Origin of the sequence: Moritella sp. F3 (assembly GCF_015082335.1) — a bacterium.
In the GTDB taxonomy this organism is placed as follows: domain Bacteria; phylum Pseudomonadota; class Gammaproteobacteria; order Enterobacterales; family Moritellaceae; genus Moritella.
On sequence record NZ_BLRL01000016.1, the window covers coordinates 1 to 23130 of the forward strand.

The 23130-nt window shown below is 40.9% G+C and carries 26 protein-coding genes and 2 tRNA genes; 9 read left to right on the forward strand and 19 right to left on the reverse strand.

Going from position 1 to position 23130, the window contains the following annotated elements; translation table 11 throughout:
* Position 1: 1 nt before the first annotated feature.
* From JFU56_RS19395 to ruvC, 12 genes are all read right to left on the reverse strand, one after another.
* Positions 2-74: transfer RNA gene (locus tag JFU56_RS19395), tRNA-Val, on the reverse strand.
* Between the two features lie 29 nt (positions 75-103).
* Positions 104-180: transfer RNA gene (locus tag JFU56_RS19400), tRNA-Met, on the reverse strand.
* 221 nt (positions 181-401) lie between these two features.
* A complete protein-coding gene (gene ybgF / locus JFU56_RS19405) occupies positions 402-1187 on the reverse strand; it encodes a tol-pal system protein YbgF (protein ID WP_242066033.1) in 786 nt (261 codons plus the stop codon).
* Positions 1188-1199: 12 nt separating this feature from the next.
* A complete protein-coding gene (gene pal, locus JFU56_RS19410) occupies positions 1200-1784 on the reverse strand; it encodes a peptidoglycan-associated lipoprotein Pal (protein WP_198438909.1) in 585 nt (194 codons plus the stop codon).
* A gap of 20 nt (positions 1785-1804) precedes the next feature.
* Entirely contained in the window at positions 1805-3175 is a 1371-nt protein-coding gene (gene tolB, locus JFU56_RS19415) for a Tol-Pal system beta propeller repeat protein TolB (protein ID WP_198438910.1), read from the reverse strand.
* A gap of 1 nt (position 3176) precedes the next feature.
* A complete protein-coding gene (tolA, locus tag JFU56_RS19420) occupies positions 3177-4232 on the reverse strand; it encodes a cell envelope integrity protein TolA (protein WP_198438911.1) in 1056 nt (351 codons plus the stop codon).
* A 68-nt stretch (positions 4233-4300) separates the two neighbouring features.
* Complete coding sequence (gene tolR, locus JFU56_RS19425) at positions 4301-4726, reverse strand: protein TolR (RefSeq protein WP_198438912.1); 426 nt, start codon at positions 4724-4726, stop codon at positions 4301-4303.
* Positions 4727-4729: 3 nt separating this feature from the next.
* Positions 4730-5422: a protein TolQ gene (gene tolQ, locus JFU56_RS19430; protein ID WP_198438913.1), complete on the reverse strand. Its 693-nt coding sequence runs from the start codon at positions 5420-5422 to the stop codon at positions 4730-4732.
* Entirely contained in the window at positions 5409-5828 is a 420-nt protein-coding gene (gene ybgC / locus JFU56_RS19435) for a tol-pal system-associated acyl-CoA thioesterase (protein WP_198438914.1), read from the reverse strand. Before ybgC ends, tolQ begins: the two co-directional genes overlap by 14 nt.
* A 153-nt stretch (positions 5829-5981) precedes the next feature.
* A complete protein-coding gene (gene ruvB / locus JFU56_RS19440) occupies positions 5982-6989 on the reverse strand; it encodes a Holliday junction branch migration DNA helicase RuvB (RefSeq protein ID WP_198438915.1) in 1008 nt (335 codons plus the stop codon).
* 17 nt (positions 6990-7006) lie between these two features.
* Positions 7007-7627, reverse strand: coding sequence for a Holliday junction branch migration protein RuvA (gene ruvA, locus JFU56_RS19445; protein ID WP_198438916.1), 621 nt, complete (start codon positions 7625-7627; stop codon positions 7007-7009).
* Positions 7628-7743: 116 nt separating this feature from the next.
* Positions 7744-8265, reverse strand: a complete 522-nt coding sequence (ruvC, locus tag JFU56_RS19450) for a crossover junction endodeoxyribonuclease RuvC (RefSeq protein ID WP_198438917.1) — start codon at positions 8263-8265, stop codon at positions 7744-7746.
* Positions 8266-8522: 257 nt separating this feature from the next.
* Between ruvC and JFU56_RS19455 the strand changes: the two genes are divergently transcribed.
* The 5 genes from JFU56_RS19455 (at position 8523) to JFU56_RS19475 (ending at position 11900) form a co-directional block, all read left to right on the forward strand.
* Positions 8523-8750: a glutaredoxin family protein gene (locus tag JFU56_RS19455; protein ID WP_019443086.1), complete on the forward strand. Its 228-nt coding sequence runs from the start codon at positions 8523-8525 to the stop codon at positions 8748-8750.
* Between the two features lie 87 nt (positions 8751-8837).
* Entirely contained in the window at positions 8838-9245 is a 408-nt protein-coding gene (locus JFU56_RS19460; RefSeq protein ID WP_198438918.1) for a cytochrome b562, read from the forward strand.
* A 138-nt stretch (positions 9246-9383) separates the two neighbouring features.
* Entirely contained in the window at positions 9384-9776 is a 393-nt protein-coding gene (locus JFU56_RS19465) for a DUF2750 domain-containing protein (RefSeq protein ID WP_019443084.1), read from the forward strand.
* Between the two features lie 307 nt (positions 9777-10083).
* On the forward strand, positions 10084-11025 hold the full coding sequence (locus tag JFU56_RS19470; RefSeq protein WP_198438919.1) for an alpha/beta fold hydrolase: 942 nt from the start codon (positions 10084-10086) through the stop codon (positions 11023-11025).
* Positions 11026-11105: 80 nt separating this feature from the next.
* The gene (locus JFU56_RS19475; RefSeq protein WP_198438920.1) at positions 11106-11900 is read left to right on the forward strand and encodes a ribonuclease H family protein; all 795 of its coding nucleotides are present in this window, start codon (positions 11106-11108) and stop codon (positions 11898-11900) included.
* 164 nt (positions 11901-12064) lie between these two features.
* On the opposite strand, the gene JFU56_RS19480 is transcribed toward JFU56_RS19475, so the two are convergent.
* Positions 12065-12373, reverse strand: coding sequence for a hypothetical protein (locus tag JFU56_RS19480; protein ID WP_198438921.1), 309 nt, complete (start codon positions 12371-12373; stop codon positions 12065-12067).
* A 193-nt stretch (positions 12374-12566) separates the two neighbouring features.
* Between JFU56_RS19480 and JFU56_RS19485 the strand changes: the two genes are divergently transcribed.
* Complete coding sequence (locus JFU56_RS19485) at positions 12567-13484, forward strand: M15 family metallopeptidase (RefSeq protein ID WP_198438922.1); 918 nt, start codon at positions 12567-12569, stop codon at positions 13482-13484.
* Between the two features lie 16 nt (positions 13485-13500).
* Here the strand turns inward: JFU56_RS19485 and JFU56_RS19490 are convergent, their stop codons facing one another.
* The gene (locus JFU56_RS19490; protein WP_198438923.1) at positions 13501-13914 is read right to left on the reverse strand and encodes a phosphate-starvation-inducible protein PsiE; all 414 of its coding nucleotides are present in this window, start codon (positions 13912-13914) and stop codon (positions 13501-13503) included.
* Between the two features lie 411 nt (positions 13915-14325).
* Here JFU56_RS19490 and JFU56_RS19495 point away from each other — a divergent pair, with 411 nt between their 5' ends.
* The gene (locus JFU56_RS19495) at positions 14326-15657 is read left to right on the forward strand and encodes a GGDEF domain-containing protein (protein ID WP_198438924.1); all 1332 of its coding nucleotides are present in this window, start codon (positions 14326-14328) and stop codon (positions 15655-15657) included.
* A gap of 123 nt (positions 15658-15780) precedes the next feature.
* Here the strand turns inward: JFU56_RS19495 and fruA are convergent, their stop codons facing one another.
* Genes fruA through fruB form a run of 3 tightly spaced genes read right to left on the reverse strand, consistent with a single transcriptional unit; the run spans position 15781 to position 19664 of the window.
* Entirely contained in the window at positions 15781-17544 is a 1764-nt protein-coding gene (fruA, locus tag JFU56_RS19500; protein ID WP_198438925.1) for a PTS fructose transporter subunit IIBC, read from the reverse strand.
* Positions 17545-17556: 12 nt separating this feature from the next.
* Positions 17557-18522 carry a 1-phosphofructokinase gene (pfkB, locus tag JFU56_RS19505; RefSeq protein ID WP_198438926.1) on the reverse strand — a complete coding sequence of 322 codons (966 nt, stop codon included), beginning with the start codon at positions 18520-18522 and terminating at the stop codon, positions 17557-17559.
* Positions 18522-19664 (reverse strand): fused PTS fructose transporter subunit IIA/HPr protein, encoded by a 1143-nt coding sequence (fruB, locus tag JFU56_RS19510; protein ID WP_198438927.1) that lies wholly within the window; start codon positions 19662-19664, stop codon positions 18522-18524. Before fruB ends, pfkB begins: the two co-directional genes overlap by 1 nt.
* A gap of 293 nt (positions 19665-19957) precedes the next feature.
* Here fruB and cra point away from each other — a divergent pair, with 293 nt between their 5' ends.
* Positions 19958-20941: a catabolite repressor/activator gene (gene cra, locus JFU56_RS19515; RefSeq protein WP_198438928.1), complete on the forward strand. Its 984-nt coding sequence runs from the start codon at positions 19958-19960 to the stop codon at positions 20939-20941.
* 28 nt (positions 20942-20969) lie between these two features.
* Here cra and JFU56_RS19520 read toward each other — a convergent pair whose 3' ends face one another.
* Positions 20970-21854 (reverse strand): LysR substrate-binding domain-containing protein, encoded by an 885-nt coding sequence (locus JFU56_RS19520; protein ID WP_198438929.1) that lies wholly within the window; start codon positions 21852-21854, stop codon positions 20970-20972.
* A 131-nt stretch (positions 21855-21985) separates the two neighbouring features.
* Between JFU56_RS19520 and JFU56_RS19525 the strand changes: the two genes are divergently transcribed.
* Complete coding sequence (locus JFU56_RS19525; protein ID WP_242066034.1) at positions 21986-22753, forward strand: TSUP family transporter; 768 nt, start codon at positions 21986-21988, stop codon at positions 22751-22753.
* 12 nt (positions 22754-22765) lie between these two features.
* Here JFU56_RS19525 and JFU56_RS19530 read toward each other — a convergent pair whose 3' ends face one another.
* On the reverse strand, positions 22766-23077 hold the full coding sequence (locus tag JFU56_RS19530) for an S-adenosylmethionine decarboxylase family protein (RefSeq protein WP_198438930.1): 312 nt from the start codon (positions 23075-23077) through the stop codon (positions 22766-22768).
* Between the last annotated feature and the right edge of the window lie 53 nt (positions 23078-23130).

Here is a 23130-nt window from a genome sequence, read left to right on the forward strand (position 1 = left end):
GTGGGTCCTACTGGGCTTGAACCAGTGACCCTCGCCTTGTAAGGGCGATGCTCTCCCAACTGAGCTAAGGACCCACAAATACCAAATAAATTGGTTATAGAAATGGTTGCGGGAGCAGGATTTGAACCTACGACCTTCGGGTTATGAGCCCGACGAGCTACCAAACTGCTCCATCCCGCGACAATCTATAATCAAGATGTTAATTAACAAAGCAAATTTCTTTGTTTCGTTAAGCCCCGTCTCGATGGCGGCTATAATACTTTTTTCAGAAAACTCTGCAAGTAAAATCTGCTTAGAATCACAATTCAGTGATAACACGCTGACTTCCGCTCAGTTTAACATCAATGCGACGATAAATAACACAACCCCAAAAGGTAAAGAAACTTATCGACTGCAACAGATTATTTTAGTGCTGCTAATTCTTGTTTCGCAAGCTTAGCGACAGCGTCATTCGGATAATCTTTGATCACTAATTCAAAATAGCGTTTAGCTTCACTATTTGAACCAGCTAATTTAGCAAGTTGACCCAATTTCTGTAATGAATCCGCACGTTTATTTGATGTCGGGTATTTAGTCACGATCTTCTCAAATTCAACTTTAGCTTCATCATTCTTGTTATCTTTACGCAACAGCAAGCCTAACCAATAATGCGCATTAGCAGCAAGTTCAGACTCTGGATACGTTGAGATAAAACTTTGTAATGCAGGAATTGCCTCATCATACTTACGCTCATTTTTAATTAATTTAATGGCATAATTATAAGAATCTTTTCCAGTTAGATTTACCGGTTGATTGGCCGCGTTTAAGATAGCAGCATCCGTGGCGACAGATTTTACTGGTTTCGCTACAAGCGTGGTACGTATACGTTCAATATCATTGAGGATATCGCGTTGACGTTGCGTGATTTTACCCTGCTCTAGATTGCTTTCTTCAATAGCGCCCTGCAAGTTCATTAATTCAATCGATAATTGATCAAGTCTTTGCTGAGTTTCTAATTGCGCTCTAGTGCGAGCTTGGAGGATATTCTCTATTCGGGTTAGGCGTTGTTCAACTGAACGAGTTGGTTTTGCTGTAATTACCTTATTAGTACTAACTGTAGCATCTAGTACTGTAGCCGGTGCAGCATGCCCTATTCCACTATAAAGAACGGCCATAATCATGGCCGTTTTAGTATTAATTCGAATCAAGGTGACTAATCCTTAGTAAACTAGTACTGCACGTCGATTTTGAGAGAATGCAGCTTCAGTGTGTGAAGTGTTTACTGGTTTTTCTTCACCATAACTTACTGTTGAAATTTGGCTTGAAGAAACACCTAGATTGTTTAGGTATTTAACCACAGCATCAGCACGACGATCGCCTAGTGCGATATTGTAACCTGGCGTACCACGTTCATCAGCATGACCTTCGATTAGTACTTTAACAACAGGGTTATCAATTAAGAAATTAGCGTGATCTTGTAATAGCTCGCCATATTCTGCAGTAACAGCTTGTTGATCAAAACCAAAGTAAACAACATGACGTTTACGTAATTCGTCAATCACTTGTTTTTTAGCTTCTTCAGCAGTAAGGTTTTCAACGTCGTCAATGCTTACATCAGTATCGCTACCAACAACAACATTTGAACCTGATTCAGCTGCTGCATTATCTGCCGCATCGTTTGCTGTTTGTTGTGCAGTGCTTTCTACTGCGTCATTTGTCGTTGTATCAGTTGTTGAGCTACATGCAGCCAATGTCAGCATTGGTAACGCAATTACTAAACTTTTTAAGATTTTATTTAGTTGCATTTTCATTTTCCTATCAATAATTAATTCTTTTTAGATGTCAAGAAAGGTGACCAAGCTGGTGCTTTAACTTCTCCATCACTTGCTGGTAATACTGCCTTAAAACGTCCATCCATTGAGACTAGCGATAATACCTGTTTTCCCTTAACAACCGTGCTGTAGATCACCATACTGCCATTTGGTGCAATGCTTGGTGACTTATCAAGGCGGCCGTCAGTCAGTTTTTGCACATATCCATCTGACAAATCCTGCTTCGTTACACTATACTTACCTTTTTGCAAACTGACCATAACTAAATTCTGGCCATCAGGGCTAATTGAAGGATTTAAGTTTGAATTGCCTTCAAAGGTAAGTCGTTTAATTTTCTTACTTTCTAAATTAACTTGATAAATTTGTGGACGACCACCACGTTCAGACGTAAACACCAGCGACTTACCATCTGGAGCCCATGTTGCTTCCGTATCAATGCCGCGATTTTTAGTCAATCGATCAAGTTTCTTCGTTTTCAAATCATAAACGTAAACATCAGCCTGACCTGATTTAGACAATACCATCGATAATTTTGTACCATCAGGTGAAAATACCGGTAAAATATTGCTGCCTTTATACGGTTCTATTAGCTCACGTTTTTGCGTCACCAGATCATAAATCCAGATCTCATGCTTTTTATCTTCCATGCTCATATAAGCTAGTTTTTTACCTGTTGGGTCCCACGATGGGGACATGACAGGCTCTGTTGAGCGGAATAATACGTGCTGATTCATACCATCGTAATCAGAAATTAATAATTTAAATGGATATTTATCATCATAATTAATTGCTACATAAGCAATACGTGTTAGAAATGCGCCACGCGTACCAGTCAGGTTCTCAAAAATATAATCACTTAAACGGTGTGAAATATGACGAGGACGACGAGTCGAGAAATTACCTTTTAAATTAAGCTTAATATGATCAGTATTTTTAACCAGCTGTTCATCAATCTTTTGTGGAGTTTGGTTTTTAAAGCCAGACAATACATTAACGAGCTGAAAATGGATCTGCAAACGCCCACTTTCTAAAGGCTTAACAGTACCAATTACGATAGCTTCAACACCTGCGTCTTTCCATGCGGCATAATCAATCGCACTCTCTGTTGCCGGTGTTTGCGGCATCAAGTTTCGATCTAATGGTGAAAATCGGCCACTGTTGCGTAAGTCATCCGCAATAATACTCGCGAAATCAGTCATGTTTTTTGGCTGAGGTTGGGTACCTAGCCATTTAAATGGCACGACAGCGACAGGTCTAGCACTGTTTGTACCTTCAGTAATGATAATTTCTAATGCTGCATGTGCCAGCTGTATCTGCATAAGGCATACAACAAAGAAAGATAAAAAACGTTTCGTTATGTTCATATTAAATCTCTGGTCTAAAAATCAAATTAATATTTTTAAGCTTGCTCGCAACTTCAGGATCCGCAGACATAGGTAGACTACCGGCCTTATTTACTGCGTTAACACCTGCACGACAAACGATGCTGTCACCTTTACCACTGGTCGCACTTAATACCAAACCAGAATCAGATAGGCGAATATTAAGCGCACAGGACTTCCCTTTCATCGCATCACTCGTAAGCATATTACGTTGAATTGAACTTTGAATACGCGCTGTGTACTTATCCACTTCACTCAATACTTCTTGCTGACGTACTGCATCAAGTTGCTGGATCTCACTATCAAGCTCGGAGGCAAACTCAGCTTCAATCTGCTCTTGCATCAAACGTTCTTGCCTGTCTTGTTCAATTTTAGCTAAACGCTGGCGCTCTTTCTCTGCTGCAACTCGCTTTTCCTCTGCGACACGTTTTTTTTCAACTTCCTGACGCTTACGCTCTTGTTCTGCTTTTTTACGTTTATTCTCGGCAGCGACAGCAGCTTGACGTTTTTGTTCTTTCACTTCTGCGGCTTTACGCTTGGTTTCTGCAGCGGCGGCAGCTTGTTCTGCTTTCTTGGTTTCGGCCTCGGCTTTTTTACGCTCTGCAACTTTCTTCAAGCGCTGTTTCTCTGCTTTAACAGCAGCCGCTTCAGCAACTTTACGTTCAACTTCTTTTTCTGCTCGTTTTGTTTCAGCACGCTTTGCTGCTTGTTCAGCCTTTTTTTGCTGTTCTTTGGCTTTCACAATTGCCGCTTCTTTCTGCTGACGTTCGACATTCAATTTCTTAATACGGTCTTCAGCAGCCTGTAAACGTTGTTGTTCTTTTTTTCGTTTATCTTGTTCTGTGCGCTTAATACGATCTGCATGCTGCTTTATCGCTTTCTCACTCACGACCACAGCTTGGATCGCTTGTGCTTTTGGCTTTGGTTGCTGCTTTAATGGCGTCGATGTCGCACTTAGTCCTAATACTACTAGAAGTACCACATGTAAAACGACCGAAATAATAATCGCAACAGAGTATTTCGATTGATTATCCTTCATCTTTATTTATACCTACTCTACGCATAACAACGGCTAACATCTCTTATAACTTAACGCTTTTCTTGATTTTACTCAGCAGGATCAGTCATCAGACCAACTGAAGGTGCTCCAGCTTGCTGTAAAACGACCATTAAGCGGATCACTTGCTCGTATGCCACAGAACCATCGCCTTTAACGACAACAGGTGTATCAGGTTGTAGTTTCAAATGTGCAGCAACTAACACGGCTAAATCATCTGGTGACATCGGTGATTTATCACCATCGCCAACATCAAGGTAATATAAACCATCTTTATCAACAGAGGCGACAATGGGCGGTTTACTGTCTTGTGATAATGCCTCTGCTTGTGCTTGCGGTAAATCAACAAGCACACCTTGAGTGACAAGTGGTGCAGTCACCATAAAGATAATAAGTAGCACCAGCATCACATCGATATAAGGTACTACGTTAATTTCTGCTACAGGTCGTCTGCGCTTACGTTGATAAGGCTGCATCGCTTAGTCCTGTGTTCGTTTCGCCAAGCTCTGGCGATGTAAAATACTAGAAAATTCTTCCATGAAGTTAGCGTAGTTATTTTCAATGCGCATTACTTGATTAGAAAATCGGTTGTAAGCAATAACAGCGGGGATCGCAGCAAATAAACCCATCGCCGTTGCAATCAATGCTTCAGCAATACCAGGTGCAACCATCGCTAATGTCGCTTGTTGCACTGCGCCTAATGCTATGAATGAACTCATAATCCCCCAAACCGTACCAAACAGACCGATATAAGGGCTAATTGAGCCGATTGTGGCTAAGTTATTTAAGTTAACTTCAAGCTCATCAACTTCACGAGATAGTGCAACCCGCATAGCGCGGTAGCTACCATCCATGATCGCATCCGTATTCTCTTGATTAGTATTGTGGATACGTACGTATTCTTTAAAACCCGAGTGAAAAATCAGTTCCATACCTTGGATATTATTCTTACGGGATTCGCTTTCTTTATATAATTTTGATAAATCAATACCGGACCAAAATCTATCTTCGAATCGTTTTGATGCATCATTTGCTTGTTTCAACGCTTTAGAACGATGAAAAATCATAGCCCACGATGCTACCGACATAGAAAGTAACAATAACATGACTGTTTTAACAAGTATGCTAGCTTCCCAAAAAAGACCAAAAAACGAAATATCAGCAGCTTCCACTGGTTAGTTTCCTTATAATTTCTGTAGGCATTGCACAAGGTTTCTTATGAGACAATTGAATGCATGCCACTTTAACTGTTAATTCTGACAATAATTTACCATTTTCATGATAAATACTCTGAGAAAAGACCAAAGATGCGCGTTTTAGTTCCTTAATATGTGATTTTATAGTTAATAAATCATCAAGGTATGCAGGATAGCGATAATCTATGTCTATTTTACGTACTACAAATGCAAGATCTTGTTGTAATAATAGTGCTTGTGAAAAGCCTCTATCGCGTAACATTTCTGTTCTTGCCCGTTCAGCATAGTTCAAATAGTTACTATGATAAACCACCCCACCAGCATCGGTATCTTCAAAATAAACGCGTACCTTAAACTCACGTTGTACTATTTCATTTTGCATTATTTGACAGTCCGTCTGTACTAACTCAATAACAATCACTTATAAGTTTAGCGCTATAAGTGATTTAATATACCTGACAAAAATAATATATGAAATTGATTTAATATGAAGAATACATTTCAGTAATTATTTATTAGGTATTGTTTTCAGTGATTACTTTTCAGGATGATCAAAACCTAAATGTAAATAAGCACGTGGTGTGGCTATTCGCCCACGTGGTGTACGTTGCAAGAAACCTTGCTGAATAAGATAAGGTTCGAGTACATCTTCAATGGTTTCACGTTCTTCACCAATCGCAGCCGCTACGTTATCAAGTCCCACAGGACCGCCAGAGAAAGTATCCACAATCGCAATGAGCAACTTACGGTCCATGTAATCGAATCCACACGTATCAACGTCTAGCATACTCAGTGCTGCAGACGCTATATGGGCATCAATATCGCCGTCATGCTTCACTTCGGCATAATCACGAACACGACGTAATAACCGGTTTGCAATACGCGGTGTTCCACGTGAGCGTCGCGCAATTTCTAACGCACCAGCGCTATCCATATTGAGCCCTAAGCAATTAGCCGAACGTAATACGATGTCTTGTAAATCTTCAACCTTATAAAACTCCAGACGCTGCACAATACCAAAGCGATCACGTAGAGGTGATGTTAATGACCCTGCTCGAGTAGTCGCACCAATAAGTGTAAAAGGCGGTAAATCGAGTTTGATCGAGCGTGCAGACGGCCCTTCACCAATCATAATGTCTAATTGGTAATCTTCCATTGCTGGATATAGAATTTCTTCAATCGACGGATTCAAGCGATGAATTTCATCAATAAACAATACATCATGCGGTTCTAAATTTGTTAGCAATGCAGCGAGATCGCCCGCTTTCTCTAATACAGGACCTGACGTGGTTTTAATGCTTACACCCATTTCGTTAGCGACAATATTGGCTAACGTGGTTTTACCGAGTCCCGGCGGTCCAAAGATTAATAAATGATCCAACGCATCCTCACGACGCTTACTGGCCTCAATAAAAATCTCCATTTGATCACGTACATGATCCTGGCCTTGGTAGTCAGACAACATTTTCGGTCGGATGGCACGGTCTATGACTTCTTCTTCGCGGACGGTGCCGCTAGAAATTAATCGATCAGCTTCAATCACTAAAGTAACTTCCTAAATTAATTCTGTAAGGTGGCACGTAATGACTGACGAATGATCTCTTCACAGCTCATACTTGGCTGAGCAACTTTTTTGATCATTTTGGCTACTTGCGCCGGTTTATAACCTAAACCAACCAAGGCTTCTTCCGCTTCCTCAATCGCATTCGATGCAGTATTACCATAACCCTGTAATTGCGCTTTGTCTGCTTCAGGGGTAAATAAATCTTGAGTAACCCAATTCTTCAAACGGTCACGCATTTCAACCAATAAACGCTCGGCTGTCTTTTTACCAACACCCGGCAATTTAATTAGGCTGTTGATATCATCATGCTCAACACAATGAGCAAATTGATTCGCCGTCATACCCGATAAGATAGCTAATGCCAGTTTAGGACCGACCCCATTTACTTTAATCAATTCGCGGAACATCAAGCGTTCCATTTTGTTATTAAAACCGTAAAGTAATTGGGCGTCTTCTCTCACCACAAAATGGGTGTAAACGATCACTTCGCTGTCAACATCACCAAGCTCGTAAAAACAGCTCATTGGCAGTTGAACTTCATAACCGACACCATTTACTTCTAGTAAGATCTCGGGTGGTTGCTTTTCTAGTAAAGTGCCACGTAAACGTCCAATCACAATTATTTTCCAACATTTTTAAATACGAATATAATGTTCAGTAGCATAATAAAATACTGGTTAAATATCCAGATCATTTTATTTCGCTACCACGACACCCGATTAATTAAAGATAATTAGTTAAAGCGACCACGCGCAGTACCCTTTACTTTACCCGCCATATTAATGAGGGTACGTAAACTTTGCGCGTGGCATAACGCGACCGCGAGTCCATCTGCAGCATCCGCTTGCGGCGTTCCACCTAGCTTTAGTAGATTAACGACCATTTGCTGAACTTGCTCTTTATCAGCACCACCGTTCCCTACGACAGCTTGCTTGATCTGACGCGCGGTATATTCACCGACCTCAAGATCATTCGATACCGCTGCAACGATTGCGGCACCACGAGCCTGACCCAGTTTTAATGCTGACGCCGCATTTTTACCCATGAATACATCTTCAATAGCAAATTTATCTGGCTGAAACTGGATAATGATTTCACACACACCAGCGTGAATTTGCTTTAAGCGCTCAGGTAAGTTGTCACCCGTGGTACGGATACAACCACTACCTAAATATTGAAATTTGCCGTGTATGTGTTGGATCACACCATACCCAGTAATGCGAGAACCAGGATCAATGCCAAGAATAATACTCATACTTCATTATCTTCAATTATCATGTTTATAATTACAGTATACCTGCACATCCGTTTGAAATCTAAACCCTCTACTTTATCTGTATATCTGTAAAATAACGCGTATAAATTAACCAGTTAAAAACCTCGTTACCACACTAGATTATTCAGCATGCATGTAAAGAAGTGTATTTCAAAAGGTTTGCCTGTATTGATGCATTGTTAATCAGTGTTAGCTTGTTATAATGCGCGCTTTTACGATGAAGATAGTTGGCTAATATGAAAAGAGTCGTGTTATACACACAGAAGAAGTGTCCAAATTGCGATTCAGCAAAGCGCTACTTAGATGAAAAAAAAATTCCGTATCGCTTATGCAGCGTCAATGAGCCACGTGGCAGTAAAGAACTCGCCGCAATTGGTGGTAGAGGTGTTCCAACACTCAAAATTGGTGATCAAGTACTACGGGGTTTTTCAATAAAATCATTCGAAAATATGTATCGCGGCTAACACCGAATACAAACCAAATTATTATTCATCACGTTATTACGACGGTGATGAATGAAAGACTTTCATTATTACTTATGGATAAAAATCATGAAGAATCGTATTGCTCAGCTTGGTCTTATCATCAGCTTATTATTTTCAACTTTGGTTAACAGTGCCGAAATAGACAGTATCGACCTTAAAGTCACCATGAAACACATGAGATTAGCGTATACTCAAGCAATGAAAACTACATCTGCGGATGAGTTTAACATGCGCATTGATGAAATAAGTGAAATGCTTGCTGTTGCACAAAGCTATAACTTTTCCCCTGATCGTGCAGAGATGTCAAATCAAGGTTTAAATAAAGTTGAATCGGTACTTAACAGCATTCAAGAAGTCGACGTTACAGACACGAATCTAGATCTTGCTAAAAGTAAGCTAGAACAAGTGGATAGCTTAAGAAAAGAATATCATAAGAAAAGTAAGCCTAGCGTTTGGTCGCTTATTTTCGGTTAATAAACAATTTTCGATTAATAAATAAGGGTCGGTCTTAAAAGTAAGTACCGATATGATATCAATTGCTTAAATGACAAATTATTTATTGCACACAATTGGTATCTGACCGTTATTTTAGTCACACTAGGAACAGATTAAATGTCAAAAACTCTCGATAGCAACCAAATCGCGACAATCCAAGCTTATGATGCTGAAAAACGCCTAAGCTATTTATTAAAAGAAGTGACTAGCGAACGTCAAATCTGGATCCTAACGGATGAGCACGGTTGCGTAATGCTAAACAATGAAGACGAAGACTGTGTACCTGTATGGCCTAACGCTGAATTTGCACAATCTTGGGCAACTGGCGAATGGAAAGACTGTAAAACAGAATCTATCTCGTTAGCTAAATGGCAAAGCCGTTGGACATCAGGCTTGATGGATGATGATTTAGCATTGGTTATTTTTCCTAACCTTGCAGACGAAGGACTTATCATGTTCCCTGACGAATTTGATATGGCACTGCAGAAACAAGCGAAGAAAAATCGCTAATAAGCACTTAACTGCTAAATAGTAACTAAATTATAGCCATAAGCCTGCCTGTATTAGATAACAGGCAGGCTTTTTTATTGCTGACATCTACCAGCAAAGCGATCGCTAACTTCTGTTTCGAACCTCGTATCGTCAGTCGCCTCTCAAATCATCAATCCAGCATTCTCCAGTAAGTAGCAGCACTTACACAGCGGTACTGCTTATAAAGTAGTACTAATATCACTAAGTTAAGGAAATGTTATTTTATTTATCCGTATTCTCATGTATGGTTTCCCTTTCCTGTGCAATCGGCCTAAGGCCTAATAATATGATTTCAAACAAGCTAAAATTATTTATTATCTATATCTGTTTTTCACTATTAAGCGGTTGCTCAGTTGTTCGCTGGAAAATAGACAGTGATGAAGACAGTCTTAAAGCCGTTGGTTTTACACAACATGATGTTAGCCTAGATGAAGGTGGTACCCTGAGCTATTGGCGCGGAGGTAAAGGCCAACCGTTATTATTAATTCATGGATTCGGTGGTAATGCAGTCACCACTTGGAAAGATGAAATGCAGGCTTTAAGCGCAGACTACGATGTCATTGCTCCAGATCTTGCTTGGTTTGGTGATTCTTTCAGTGCCGGTGAAGCGAACCTCACAACTGAAACACAAACCATTTGGCAGCTTGTTAATCAGTTGGAACTTGAAAATATCAATATAGCCAGTATTTCTTATGGCGGTTTTATCACTTTAAATATGATGAATAATAGCCCAGAGCAAACCCGCCAGATTAATAAAGCGATTATTATCGCCAGTCCAGGTCCTTACTTTAACGATGATGACCTTGACGCGTTAACAACCCGTTTTGGTGTCGACAACCCAGAAGATTTCTTTATTCCAAAAAACAGCGATGAACTACGCCGTTTATTTGATGGTATTTTCGTTAGACCTAAAATGATGCCAGACTTTGTTGCTGACCAAATTTATCAAACTTACTTTGCTGCTTGGCATAAACAAAGAGTAGAGATGATCCAGTCACTGCCAGCAGATCGTGATGTTTTACTCGATGCGCCACAGTCACCTATACCTACGCTATTAATCTGGGGAGAAAAAGATCAGATATTTCCTCTTGAACATGGTATTTATCTCAGTAAAAAAATCCAGGCCCCGCTTGTTGTGATACCTGACACTGGCCACGGGGTTACCAACGAACAACCGGAAATGGTTGTACATTTAATCAAAAACTTTATCGACAGCGAAAAAAGATAGTACTGCTTAAAGATAGTACTGTTTATAGCGGTATAGCTGTTATTATGCCGTTATGAAACATTGAGAGCATTGAATTAGTTATGAGTAAAAAACATTACGTAGTATGGAAAGGCGTGAAGACTGGTGTATTTGATAGCTGGTCTGAAACGAAAGCACAAATTGATGGCCGCAGTGATGCTCAATATATGGGCTTTCCATCAAAAGACGAAGCAGACCAAGCATTCGCTTCAACGTATACACGCGCATTAATGAAACGCTCATTCGCAAAAGACGATGCGACAGGATCTGGTGTTAAACCAAAAGCAACGCGTCCAGTTGGCAGCTCAAGGTCCATTTTATCTGCGGCACCACAAGTTGCAGATCTTAATATTTACTGTGACGGTGCCTGCTCGCCTAACCCAGGTAAATCGGGTACTGGCATGGCGGTTTATGAAAAAGATAAACTAGCGCAATTATGGTACGGCTTATATGAAGAAAATGGCACCAACAACTCTGCAGAATTAAATGGGTTACTGGTGGCCTTTCGTTTTGCGGCATCGCATATCGAGCAAGGTAAAACAGTACAAGTACTATCTGACTCAAGATATTCAATTGATTGTATCACTAAGTGGGCAAAAGGCTGGAAAAACAAAGGTTGGAAACGCGGTAAAAACGAAGAAATTAAAAACCTTGCCATTATCCAGCAATGCTTCACTTTATACGAAAAGTTAAAATCTAACCTGATCATCTCTCATGTCAAAGGACATGCGAACATTGAAGGTAATGAGTTGTCTGATCGTATGGCAGTGCTAGCGCGAACTCAACAAGAACCTAAGCTGGTGCAATATACTCATAGTATTAATATTGCTGAAATTTTAGCAATGCCTTCAGGCTAATTATTCACTACTGATATTTCCTCGTCTTAAAAAAGGAAAACAAGCTGAAAGTAGATCACTGCTTGTTTTCATTTTTCTACTTTCTACTTTCTATTCTTAAACAACTGCAGGATGCAATACCTAAGATTAGTTGAGTATCAATATCCAACCAATGTCGTTATAAGTTAAATAATCGGTGAACAACCTTTCAGCATAAGCGCAACATTAGAGCTTGCTTTCGCTTGGGCATAATATGCATCTGTCGTAGTCAGCCCTGTTTGGGTCAAAGCACCTACATCAGCTGAAATCAGTGGCGCGATAACCGTTAATGCCGATGCCGATTGGCGGTCTGCCTCATAGGCCGTAAATGCTTTACTGATCTCTGGACAGGTAAACGCATCCGCGCCTTGTTGAGCCATGCTATAAGCTTGAGATGACGTTTCACAGCCAGCAAGTGTGCCAGCAAATAATACTACAGCGATTATTTTATACATTAATATTTCCTTATTTTATATGTACGCACTGCCAATACACAGCACTTCTATCCTATCCTATCCTGTCCAATCCAGTATAGCTTATAACATCAAGATAATGTGGACAAATATGCAGTATATAGCCGCACTATATTTACATTCAAAATATCCACGTTAAGATGATAACCAAACACGACTTAATGAATGGATACGTATGTCAAAACATTGGTTTAAAAGGTTAATTCCAATTCTGCTAGGCAATGCGCTGATACCAGTTTCAGCAGAAAACATAGCTGAAATTTCAGCCGCTGAATGCAAAACGATGACAACCGCGGGGATAATGTCCGCTACAGCACCAGTGCAATGTGACCGCTTAAGACAAGTGCAGTTCGACTATATCGACTTCCAAGGTCAACAGCACAACAACGGTTCAATTATTGTCATGGATGCCGTAGCGCCACATATAGCGACTATTTTTGAGCGTTTATATACCCTGAAGTTCCCTATTAATAAAGCCCAGCCAATACGTCATTATCAAGGCAATGATGATTTATCGATGGCTGATAACAACACCTCTGCATTTAATTATCGTCCTATTGCCGGCAAGCGTTCACTCTCTATTCATGCTTACGGTCTCGCAATCGATATCAATCCAAAACAGAATCCATTTGTTGAATTTGGCGAACAAGGTCGCGCTAACTTCAAGCCTGAGGATGGATCTAAGTATGCCAATAGGATGCAGTTTAGGTATGGTAAAGAGCAACGTCAGGGTTTTGCTGAAGATGTAATCACCACGTTTGCTGATAATGGTTTTTTATATTGGGGTGGTTTTTGGAATACGCCAATTGATTATCAACACTTTCAAGTGAGCCGCAATATGGCGAATTTAATGTCGGCAATGTCAGCTGACCATGCAGCTCATTTTTTTGATAACTATGTGCAGTGGTACCAAACATGCAAGACCAGTTACCCTGCGGCTTATGCAGAGCATAAAATCAGTGATTATACTCACTATTTAGAAAACAAACTAAATAGTGAGTCGTTAAATAAAACATTTAAGCAATCACCGGCGTCTGTCATCGCGGCGATACAACAGCCGCTACAGACATCAAGAATATGTGTTAAAGACTAAGCACGCTGAACCGTTATTATTCGTCACCCAATGATTTATAAGGCCAGTAAAAATGGCCTGCGCGGATGATAACGGTCGCTATAGCCAAGACTAACGCAGCCAATGACAACCACACCACGTCAACACTCTCTAGCTCTTTCATGCCCAGCGTAACATAACGAGCAATCGCCATCATCGCAATATAAATAGGATAACGAACGGGGATCTTACCGTTGACGACAAACTGTTGGATCATTGCTAATACTTCAAGGTAAATAAACATAAGTAAAATATCTGTTAGTTTTACCGTGCGTAATTCATAAACATGATAGAAATCATTTGCCATTGCAAATATGGTAGCCAGTGTAATAGCAACCAACAAAACAGCTTCGACATAACTGAATAGCTTTAAGAAAACACGACTAAATTTCTTGGGTAAATGAGATGGCATAATCGCTCCACAATATAAATATAATGCTCATTTGAAGTAATGAGTTATTCTGACAATATACAATAGTTTGTAAACAATTGTATATTTCAATATTGGCTAAGTCACTGAATTAACGTTCACGTTTTAATCAAGTAAATAAACGTTAACTTTAGCAATACCTCTTTATAATAAAATAAACATAACAAATTAAACACTAAGTAAAATATCTGATATTATAATTAGTGTTAATTCTCACTTATATCAATAATTTAACTTTATTGACTATCTGCTTATCATAATAGATTAAAATATAATCACAGCCAACACACATCATATTGCATATATGTTAAGTCTACATGATTATATTTCTTATTGAGCATTTCATTCTATAATATGGATAATTACGACGGGTTGTCGCCAATGGAGTTTTAAGTGCGAAATATTCAAAAAATAACGATAGGGATAGTGATCGTTACCTTAATTATATTAGTTTGGTACCATTTCCGTGCTAATACGAAAACCTACACAGTAACACCTGACGAGTTCCATTTTGCAAATATCGATGATAGCAGTAAAGGGGGGTTAAGCAGCTCTGCAATCGAGATCAAAGATGGAAAAGCGTACCTTACTTGTAACGTCGTTAAAGAATCCGATTATCCTTGGCCCTATTGTGAATTAGAGATCAGTCTTTCTGATAATCTAATCCAAGGTATCGACTTATCTGATTATAATAAAATCAGTCTCGACATTGATTACACCACAACACATTCAAATAAACGTTTGCGTGTATACATACGCAATAGTAACCCCGCTTATACCCGAGTAGATGAACGAACTTCATTAAAGTTTAATGGCATTGAATACCGGCCAGGTTTTGGCGATGGTGAAACTGCGATTACACTAGATACTTTTCAAGTATTAACTTGGTGGATAGCGGATAATAATATCGGACTTGAACACGCTTCACCTGATTTTTCTAACGTGCCGATTATTGAAATTGCAACGGCATCAGGTGTCACTGAAGGTCAGTTTGAAATAGTGGTTAACAGCATTGAATTTCAAGGCGTATGGATCAAAGAGTCTACGCTACTCAAAGGACTGTTATACACCTGGCTATTATTAATCATCAGTTTTGTTTTATATGAACAAACTAAGCTACATCGCCGACTGAAGCAAAGCCATCAAAGAGCAGCCCGCCTATTTAAATTAAATCAAAATTTAAATGAAAAGAATATCGAATTTTCTGAATTAGCCAACCGCGACCCACTGACTGGCGCATTAAACAGAAACGCAGTGCAAGATTGGTTAAAAAAAATGGCTCAGCAAGTGCGCTGGGGCAACCAAAATTTTTCGGCACTGTTTATCGATATTGATCACTTTAAAAGTGTTAACGATAAATATGGCCACCAAGTCGGTGATGATATCTTACGTGAGTTTGTATTCGTGATATCAAAAAATATTCGCAACAATGATTTTTTAGTACGCTGGGGCGGAGAAGAATTTATCGTGTTTTTTCCTGATACCGATGGCCAGCAGGCAATGAATAGAGCCGAAGCACTGAGGGGCATCATCGCAGCTCATAACTGGTGTCATAATAAACCGCTGACTTGCAGTATTGGGGTCGCCCAAATGGGCAAAGAGCGTATTACAGAAATGATCGCGCGCGCTGATGAAGCCTTATATAAAGCCAAAGGCCGCGGGCGTAATAAAGTAGTGTCGAGCCAATCACCGACACCACAAGGTTCAGTTTACGATTATTTATAAGCTTTATTCCCAATCAAAGCGAACAAAAAAGCCAGCTAAATTAGCTGGCTTTTTTCATCATGAATCGTTGTATTATTTCATATTGTTATGCGGTACAGCTAAGAGGCATTATGATTCAACAGCTTATGCCGTAACCACTTTTTCATCTGCTTGCTTAAGCATTGCATAGCTCACGCCTGTAACTAGCGTACCCGCAGCTATCGCGACTAAATACATCAGCACAGGTGTAATTGCATTTGGAATGAGTAACACAAACAGACCACCATGTGGGGCCATTAATTCAGCACCAAACAACATAGATAGTGCACCCGTTAATGCACCGCCAGCGATACAGCTAGGGATCACACGCATTGGATCGCGGGCTGCAAACGGAATAGCACCTTCAGAAATAAAGCATAAACCTAACACAAATGAGGCTTTACCCGCTTCTTGTTCACTGCCATTAAACTTACGCTTAGCAAGGAACGTCGCTAGACCCATACCCAACGCAGGTACCATACCAGCAGCCATAACCGCCGCCATTGGCGCATACGTTTGTGATGCTAATAAACCCACCCCAAAAGTATAAGCGGTTTTATTTACAGGACCACCAAGGTCGAAACACATCATGCCGCCAAGAATAATACCCAACAACACAGCATTTGCTGAGCCCATATTATTCAAAAACTCAGTTGACGCATTCATTGCAGCAGAAACAGGGCCACCAACCACATATATCATCACCAAACCGGTAATCAGTGAGGCTAAAAGTGGAATAATTAAAATCGGTTTCAACGCTTCCATTGATTGTGGCAGCTGCACTTTTTCAGCAATTAATTTCGCGGTATAACCAGCAAGAAAACCCGCCACAATACCACCGAGGAAACCAGCGCCAGTTGAACTCGCTAACATGCCACCAATCAAGCCAGGTGCTAAACCAGGTCGGTCAGCAATCGAGAAGGCAATAAAGCCAGCAAGAATAGGGATCATTAACGCAAAGGCTGAACCACCACCGATAGTCATTAGTGCAGCAGCTAATGTGCCCTCTTCTTTAAACGCTTCAATACCAAATACAAAGGACAAAGCAATAGCCAAACCACCTGCTACCACTAATGGTAGCATGTGTGATACCCCAGTCATAAGGTGTTTATAAGCACCCGTTTTTTCCGTGTTATCCTGTGCATTTGTGGCCGTTTTACCATGGCTATAAACGTGCGCGTCGTTAAAAGCATTATCCATCGTTTGTTTAGTTTTCTTCAGTGCTAAACCAGTACTGGTCTTATACACCTTTTTACCATCAAAACGCGCTAAGTCGATATCAATGTCAGCGGCAATAATGACCACATCGGCAGCGGCAATTTCATCACTCGAAAGTTGGTTTTTAGCGCCTACAGAGCCGCGAGTTTCAACTTTAATTTTATGCCCTAAACGTTGACCTTCTTGTTCTAGCGCTTCCGCTGCCATAAAGGTATGAGCAACGCCCGTTGGGCAAGCTGTAATAGCAACAATCGTTTTACTGCTGTTGCCTGCATCTGTAGTCGCTGCAGCTAATTTATTACTGCTGCTTTTTTCATTACTGTTTACTTCATTACTAATCGTAAGCTCAGTTGCCTTTTCAATCGCCTGTTCTAAATATGTTTTAGCATCCGAAAATACTGCATCTACCGCTGAACGATAGACTTTTTTACCAATCAATCGACTGTCATCAATATTGGCACTTGCGGCAACAACAATATACTCAGCCGCGGCTATCTGCTGCTCAGTTAAAGCTTTCATAGGCGCCACTGATGAATGGCACTCAATATCTGCTTGCCAGTTTAATTCAGTCGCTGCTTTTTCTAATAAACCCGCAGCAATAAGGCTGCTTGCGATGCCACTTGGACACGCAGTTACAATTGCAATTTTCATTATGAATATCCTTTATTCGCAAATAGTGATGCGTTCACTCATCGTGATCACTTCATTTATATCTTCAACGCCAACACCAACCTGAGTAACAGCTAATGCTGATAATGCAGTTGCAAAGCCTAATGTTTGTTTTTTATTCCAGTTGTTTAACTGTCCCCAGCACATACCTGCCACCAAAGTGTCACCCGCACCGACTGTACTCACGACAGCCATTTTAGGCGGTTTAGCCTGTAACCAACCTTCGTGGTTAAGCCACATAACACCGTCAGCACCCAGCGATACCACGACATTCGCGATACCCGTACTGACTAACTGTTCTGCAATCTCAGCTAAGCTCTTGTCTGCCATTGAGGCAGCTTTAGCATCCTTAGAGCTCTTAGCCCAGTGCACCAATTCTTCATCATTCGGTTTGATCAGCCAAGGTTGCACCGCAATACCCGCACTCAGCGCTGCATTGCTGCTATCAAAAAAAACTTTCTTACCCGCTTGCTGTAACTGTGTGATCCATTTAGCACATTGCTCTGGTGTCACGCCAATCGGTAAGCTACCCGCCATCACAAAGACATCGTGATCAACAGACAAGTTAGCGAGCATGGTTTCAAACTCAACAATCGCAGCCGCTGTCACACTCACGCCAGGGAAGTTAATGTCACTGACCTGACTGCTTGATTCGACTAATTTAACGTTAATGCGAGTAGCGCCTTGCACACGAATAAATTGGTCCTTGATATTACTGCGCTCAAATAACTGACAAAACGGCGCTTGATTCTCAACACCTAAGAAACCAGTCGCAGTCACCTCTGCGCCAAGTTCCGCTAATACTTTTGCCACATTAACGCCTTTACCTGCAGGCTCTAGCGCGCAGTGCTGCACTTGGTTCACAGTGCCTTTCGTTAATATTTGTAAATGCCCAGTCAAGTCTAACGCTGGGTTTAACGTCACAGTGACGACTTTCAAGTTTGTTAATTGCATGATCATTATTTACCTTCACCTAATCCAGCTTCGATACCTGCACCTATAGCTTCGAGTGCTAACTGTGCATCATGGCCATTTGCAGTAAATGTTAATGCTTCACCACAACGCACACCCAGCGACATTAATTTCATCAAGTTTTTAGCATTGGTTGATTTACCCGCCGCATTAGTCACCTGGATATCAGCTTGATACTGCTTGATGATTTTCACCAACATCGCACTTGGTCTAGCATGTAAACCATGACTGTTATGGATAGTAAATGTCGCCGTTTCACCACTTGGCTGCACTTCTGTTAATAAACGAATAATGGTGTCTTCATCTGCATTAAATAACTGATTCACTTGTTGGTTATAAATTAAATCGACCACACATTGCATATTATCTAAGTGTAAATTGTTATCACTTGCTAGCATTAGTACGCCTTTAACAGCTAAGCTTTCATAATCTAAGTTAGCTTGTAATAAGCACTCTGTTGGCGTTACAAATGATATTGCCGTCGTAGTAACCGCTTTGCTGGTTTTCGCTAACCATAATCCCTGACCTAAATGGCATGCAGGCGTAGTGATCGCATCGGCAACACCACTATTGTCAATACAGCCATGGTGTTTAAGCAGTCCAGCTGCAACAGCGATAAGTTGGGATAAATCTTGCCCAGGAAAGGCTAGTTGTATCAGATCCGCAGTTAATAAGGTTGTTGATTGCTGCTTACTCTCAAGACTATTACCTTCAAGCAAAGCAATAATCGCTTCCGCGCTATCGCAATTTTGTAATTCTTGCTCGATACCATCTGCGCTTAATACATGCGTAAGCTGCTTTAAAATCGCTAAATGTTCATCCGATTTAGCCGCTATCGCAATAGCAAGGTACACAGTTTGCCCCTCGCCCCAATCAACCCCTTGTGGATAATGATGTAATTGCACACCGGTTTTATTAACTAAATCACGTGTGCCTACGGTGCCATGCGGGATCGCGATACCATTACCTAAATACGTTGAATGCTGCGCTTCACGCGCCAACATCCCGTCAACATAACTTGCTTCAACATAGGTTTTATTCGCCAAGCTTTGTGCAAGGGCTTTAATGGCGTGCTGCTTGTTCGGCGCCGATTGCTTTAATTGAATGTCATTCGAAGACAGTGACAACATAACTTTACTCCATATTTCGGTATTATTTATCTACTACTTACATAACTGCTTGGGCACTACATAGGTAAACAATACCGCGTTAATACTGGTGGTTTAATTCTTTGCTGACGACAGCTGAATCGTTTCAGCAACAAGTTAATTAAAAAGGCTGCAGCAATGACAAAATGATTATAAATGGCATTGCTGAAACCTTTCAGCTAATATACTGAAGTGTTTCTAAGCTGATTACAATTTTCAATAGCAGATCATTTAAGAAACTTTGAGCAAGCGCACAGATTAGGGATGAAACAAGTATGACATTAGATGAAATAGCCAAACTAGCTGGGGTATCACGTACCACTGCCAGTTATGTGATTAACGGTAAAGCCAGTAAGTACCGAATTAGTGAAAAAACCCAGCAAAAAGTAATGGCTGTGGTGAATGAGCATAATTACCGTCCTGATCATGCCGCACAATCATTACGCGGTGGCAGTAACCGTTCATTTGGTTTAATCATTCCTGATTTAGAAAATAGCAGCTATGCTAAATTAGCCAAATTACTTGAACGTGATGCGCGTAAAGCTGGTTACCAACTCATCATTTCATGCTCTGACGATGATCCAGATACCGAGATGAAAGTCGCTGAGACCTTGCTTAGTCGCCGTATCGATGCTTTGCTAGTCGCAAGTTCCCTGCCCGCTGAACACAGCTATTATCGCACTGTACAAGCCAATGGCGTGCCAGTAATAGGGCTTGATCGCGCAATGGATGATGAAATTTTTGCTTGTGTCATCAGTGAAGATTTAGACGGCGCTTATGAACTAACGCAAGCTTTACTCGAAAGCGATATCAACTCTATTGGTTTAGTTGGCGCTGTACCTGAACTGGGTATATCAAAAGAACGTGAACAAGGTTTCTTATCAGCCATCAGCCAACATGAACGGGATGTGAAGCAGCTAACGGCCTATGGCGATCACTTTAGCCAACAACAAGGCCAAGCCCAAGTACAACAATGGATTGATAACGGTACATTCCCCGATGCAATTTTAGCAACCTCTTATACCTTATTTGAAGGGGTACTCGATTGCTTGATACGTAATCCAAGCTTAATGGCCAGCACTAAACTCGCGACCTTCGGTAATAATCGTTTATTAGATTTCTTACCCAGTAAAATTCAATCGTTACCACAGCAGTTTGAATTAATTGCCAAACATGCGTTAAAAATGGCGCTTAGTGCGGCTAACGGGCGTAACCAACCTGGTATTGAAGTGGTGTCACGTAAAATTATTCGCCGTTGATCCAAACTAATAATGACGTGCGAATAACTTATCGATAAGGTGCAAACAAAGGTAATAACCAGTCAATGAAGGTCTGTACTTTCAATGGTAATGGGCTGGCTGTCGGCGTGAGCAAATAATAACTGTAGGGACTGACAAAGCCCGCTGAAAATGGGATGACTAAGCTACCATCAGCTAATTGCTGAGTGACAAAAAATCGTGGAATAAGCGCGACTCCCATACTACTTACCGCCGCTTGACTGAGCATATAAAAATGCTCCATACCAAATTTATTATCCGTTGTTATTTCAATGCCGATATCATCCCCCCAAAAACGCCATAATCCAGGTCGCGAAGTATGCTCTAACAAGGTCATATTGTTGATGTCTTGCAGTGAAGTCATTGTGGTAGCCAACTGCGGTGAACACACCAAGCACAAATCTTCATCCATTAGCTTAAGGACATTACAACCCTGCGGCTTTTTAGTGGCACTGCGTATGGCTATATCGTATTGATGCTGGCTAAAATCAATCGCAAAATCGCCAATCGATAGATCAACAAACAAATTGGGGTTACTGAGTTTAAAGCCTTCCAGACTCGGGATTAGCCAGCTAATGGTTAAGCTCGGTAATACATTAATAGCGATGCGTTGGGCGAACTGCGGCTGAGAGATAAGCTCTTGTGTCGCGCCATTAATCGTTTGCAGCGCGCTCTGAACCTTAATTAAATAAGGCTTTGCCTCTTCAGTAAGCACTAACTTTCGGTGTTGACGAATAAATAAATTAACCCCTAGATATTGCTCTAATATCTTCACTTGCTTACTCACCGCGCCATGCGTCACGAACAGTTCCTTCGCTGCTAGCGTAAAACTCACATTTCTCGCAGCGGATTCGAAAGCACGCATTGCATTTAATGGTGGTAGATTAGGGTACATAGAAATACTCATTTTAAATAAAGAATAAAAACAGCGTGAGTTTATCTCACACTATAAAGAAGATAACTCCTTTGCGTTACATCTGTAAAGAAGATTAAATAGCCCCTCACATTACGCAGGAGCAGAGCATTATGATTTTGGATATGTCATTACAACTATCTACAGAAATTGTTGGGTTGTTATTTTTAGTTGCCGTCGTGGCCGGATTCATTGATGCGATTGCTGGCGGTGGTGGTTTACTGACTATTCCAGCATTATTATGGGTTGGCTTGCCTCCCGCAACAGCGCTCGCGACCAACAAGCTACAAGCCTGTGGTGGTAGCTTCTTTGCCAGTTTTTATTTTATTCGTAAAGGCATGGTCGATATAAAGAAGATGAAGTTCGCGATTGCCTGCACCTTTGTGGGTTCCGCTTTAGGTAGTATTGCCATCCAATCAATAGACCCGAGCATTCTGGAAGTTATCTTACCCTTTCTCATACTCGCTATCGGTGGCTATTTCTTATTATCTAAACAGATCTCTGACGAAGATAAACATCAACTACTCACCCCCACACTGTTCGCTATCACCGCAGCATTCGGCATAGGCTTATATGATGGGTTCTTTGGCCCTGGAACAGGCAGTTTCTTTGCCTTGGCATTTGTATCACTGGCTGGTTTTGGTTTAGCAAAAGCCACGGCGCACGCTAAAGTATTAAACTTTGCCACGAATATTGCGTCACTGTTGTTCTTTGCATTAGGTGGGAAGGTCTTGTGGGCGCTTGGTGGCATTATGTTAGTTGGCCAAGCGCTCGGGGCAACACTTGGCTCACGTTTGGTACTATCAAAAGGCGTTAAAATCATTAAACCTTTGATGGTCACTATGTCTATCGCCATGAGTTTAAAGCTACTTTTTGCTTAAAACTTGTTGACCCTATTTAGCCGTCACTTGCCAATGCAGCTGTTCAGCAGCTGCTTGCAAGTGTGTATCAAAGCTCGCTAACAACGCCGCTGAACAACTTGATAATTCCACATAGGCCTTACCCTCCTCAGGAAAGGTATGCACTGCAGCATGACTTTCAGCTAACAACCACAGCGCGGTATAACCCTGTGGTTGAAAATAATGCTCAACAAAATTTAATACGCTAAAACCTGCCTGCTCAAGACCTGCAGAAATAACACCTTTGAGTGCTTCACTCTCACAGCAGCTTAACCACCAGCGTTGATTATATATTTTTGCTTCCATCGTTATTTCACTTATTCACATTACACTAAAACAACATAGCCAGCGGATATTCA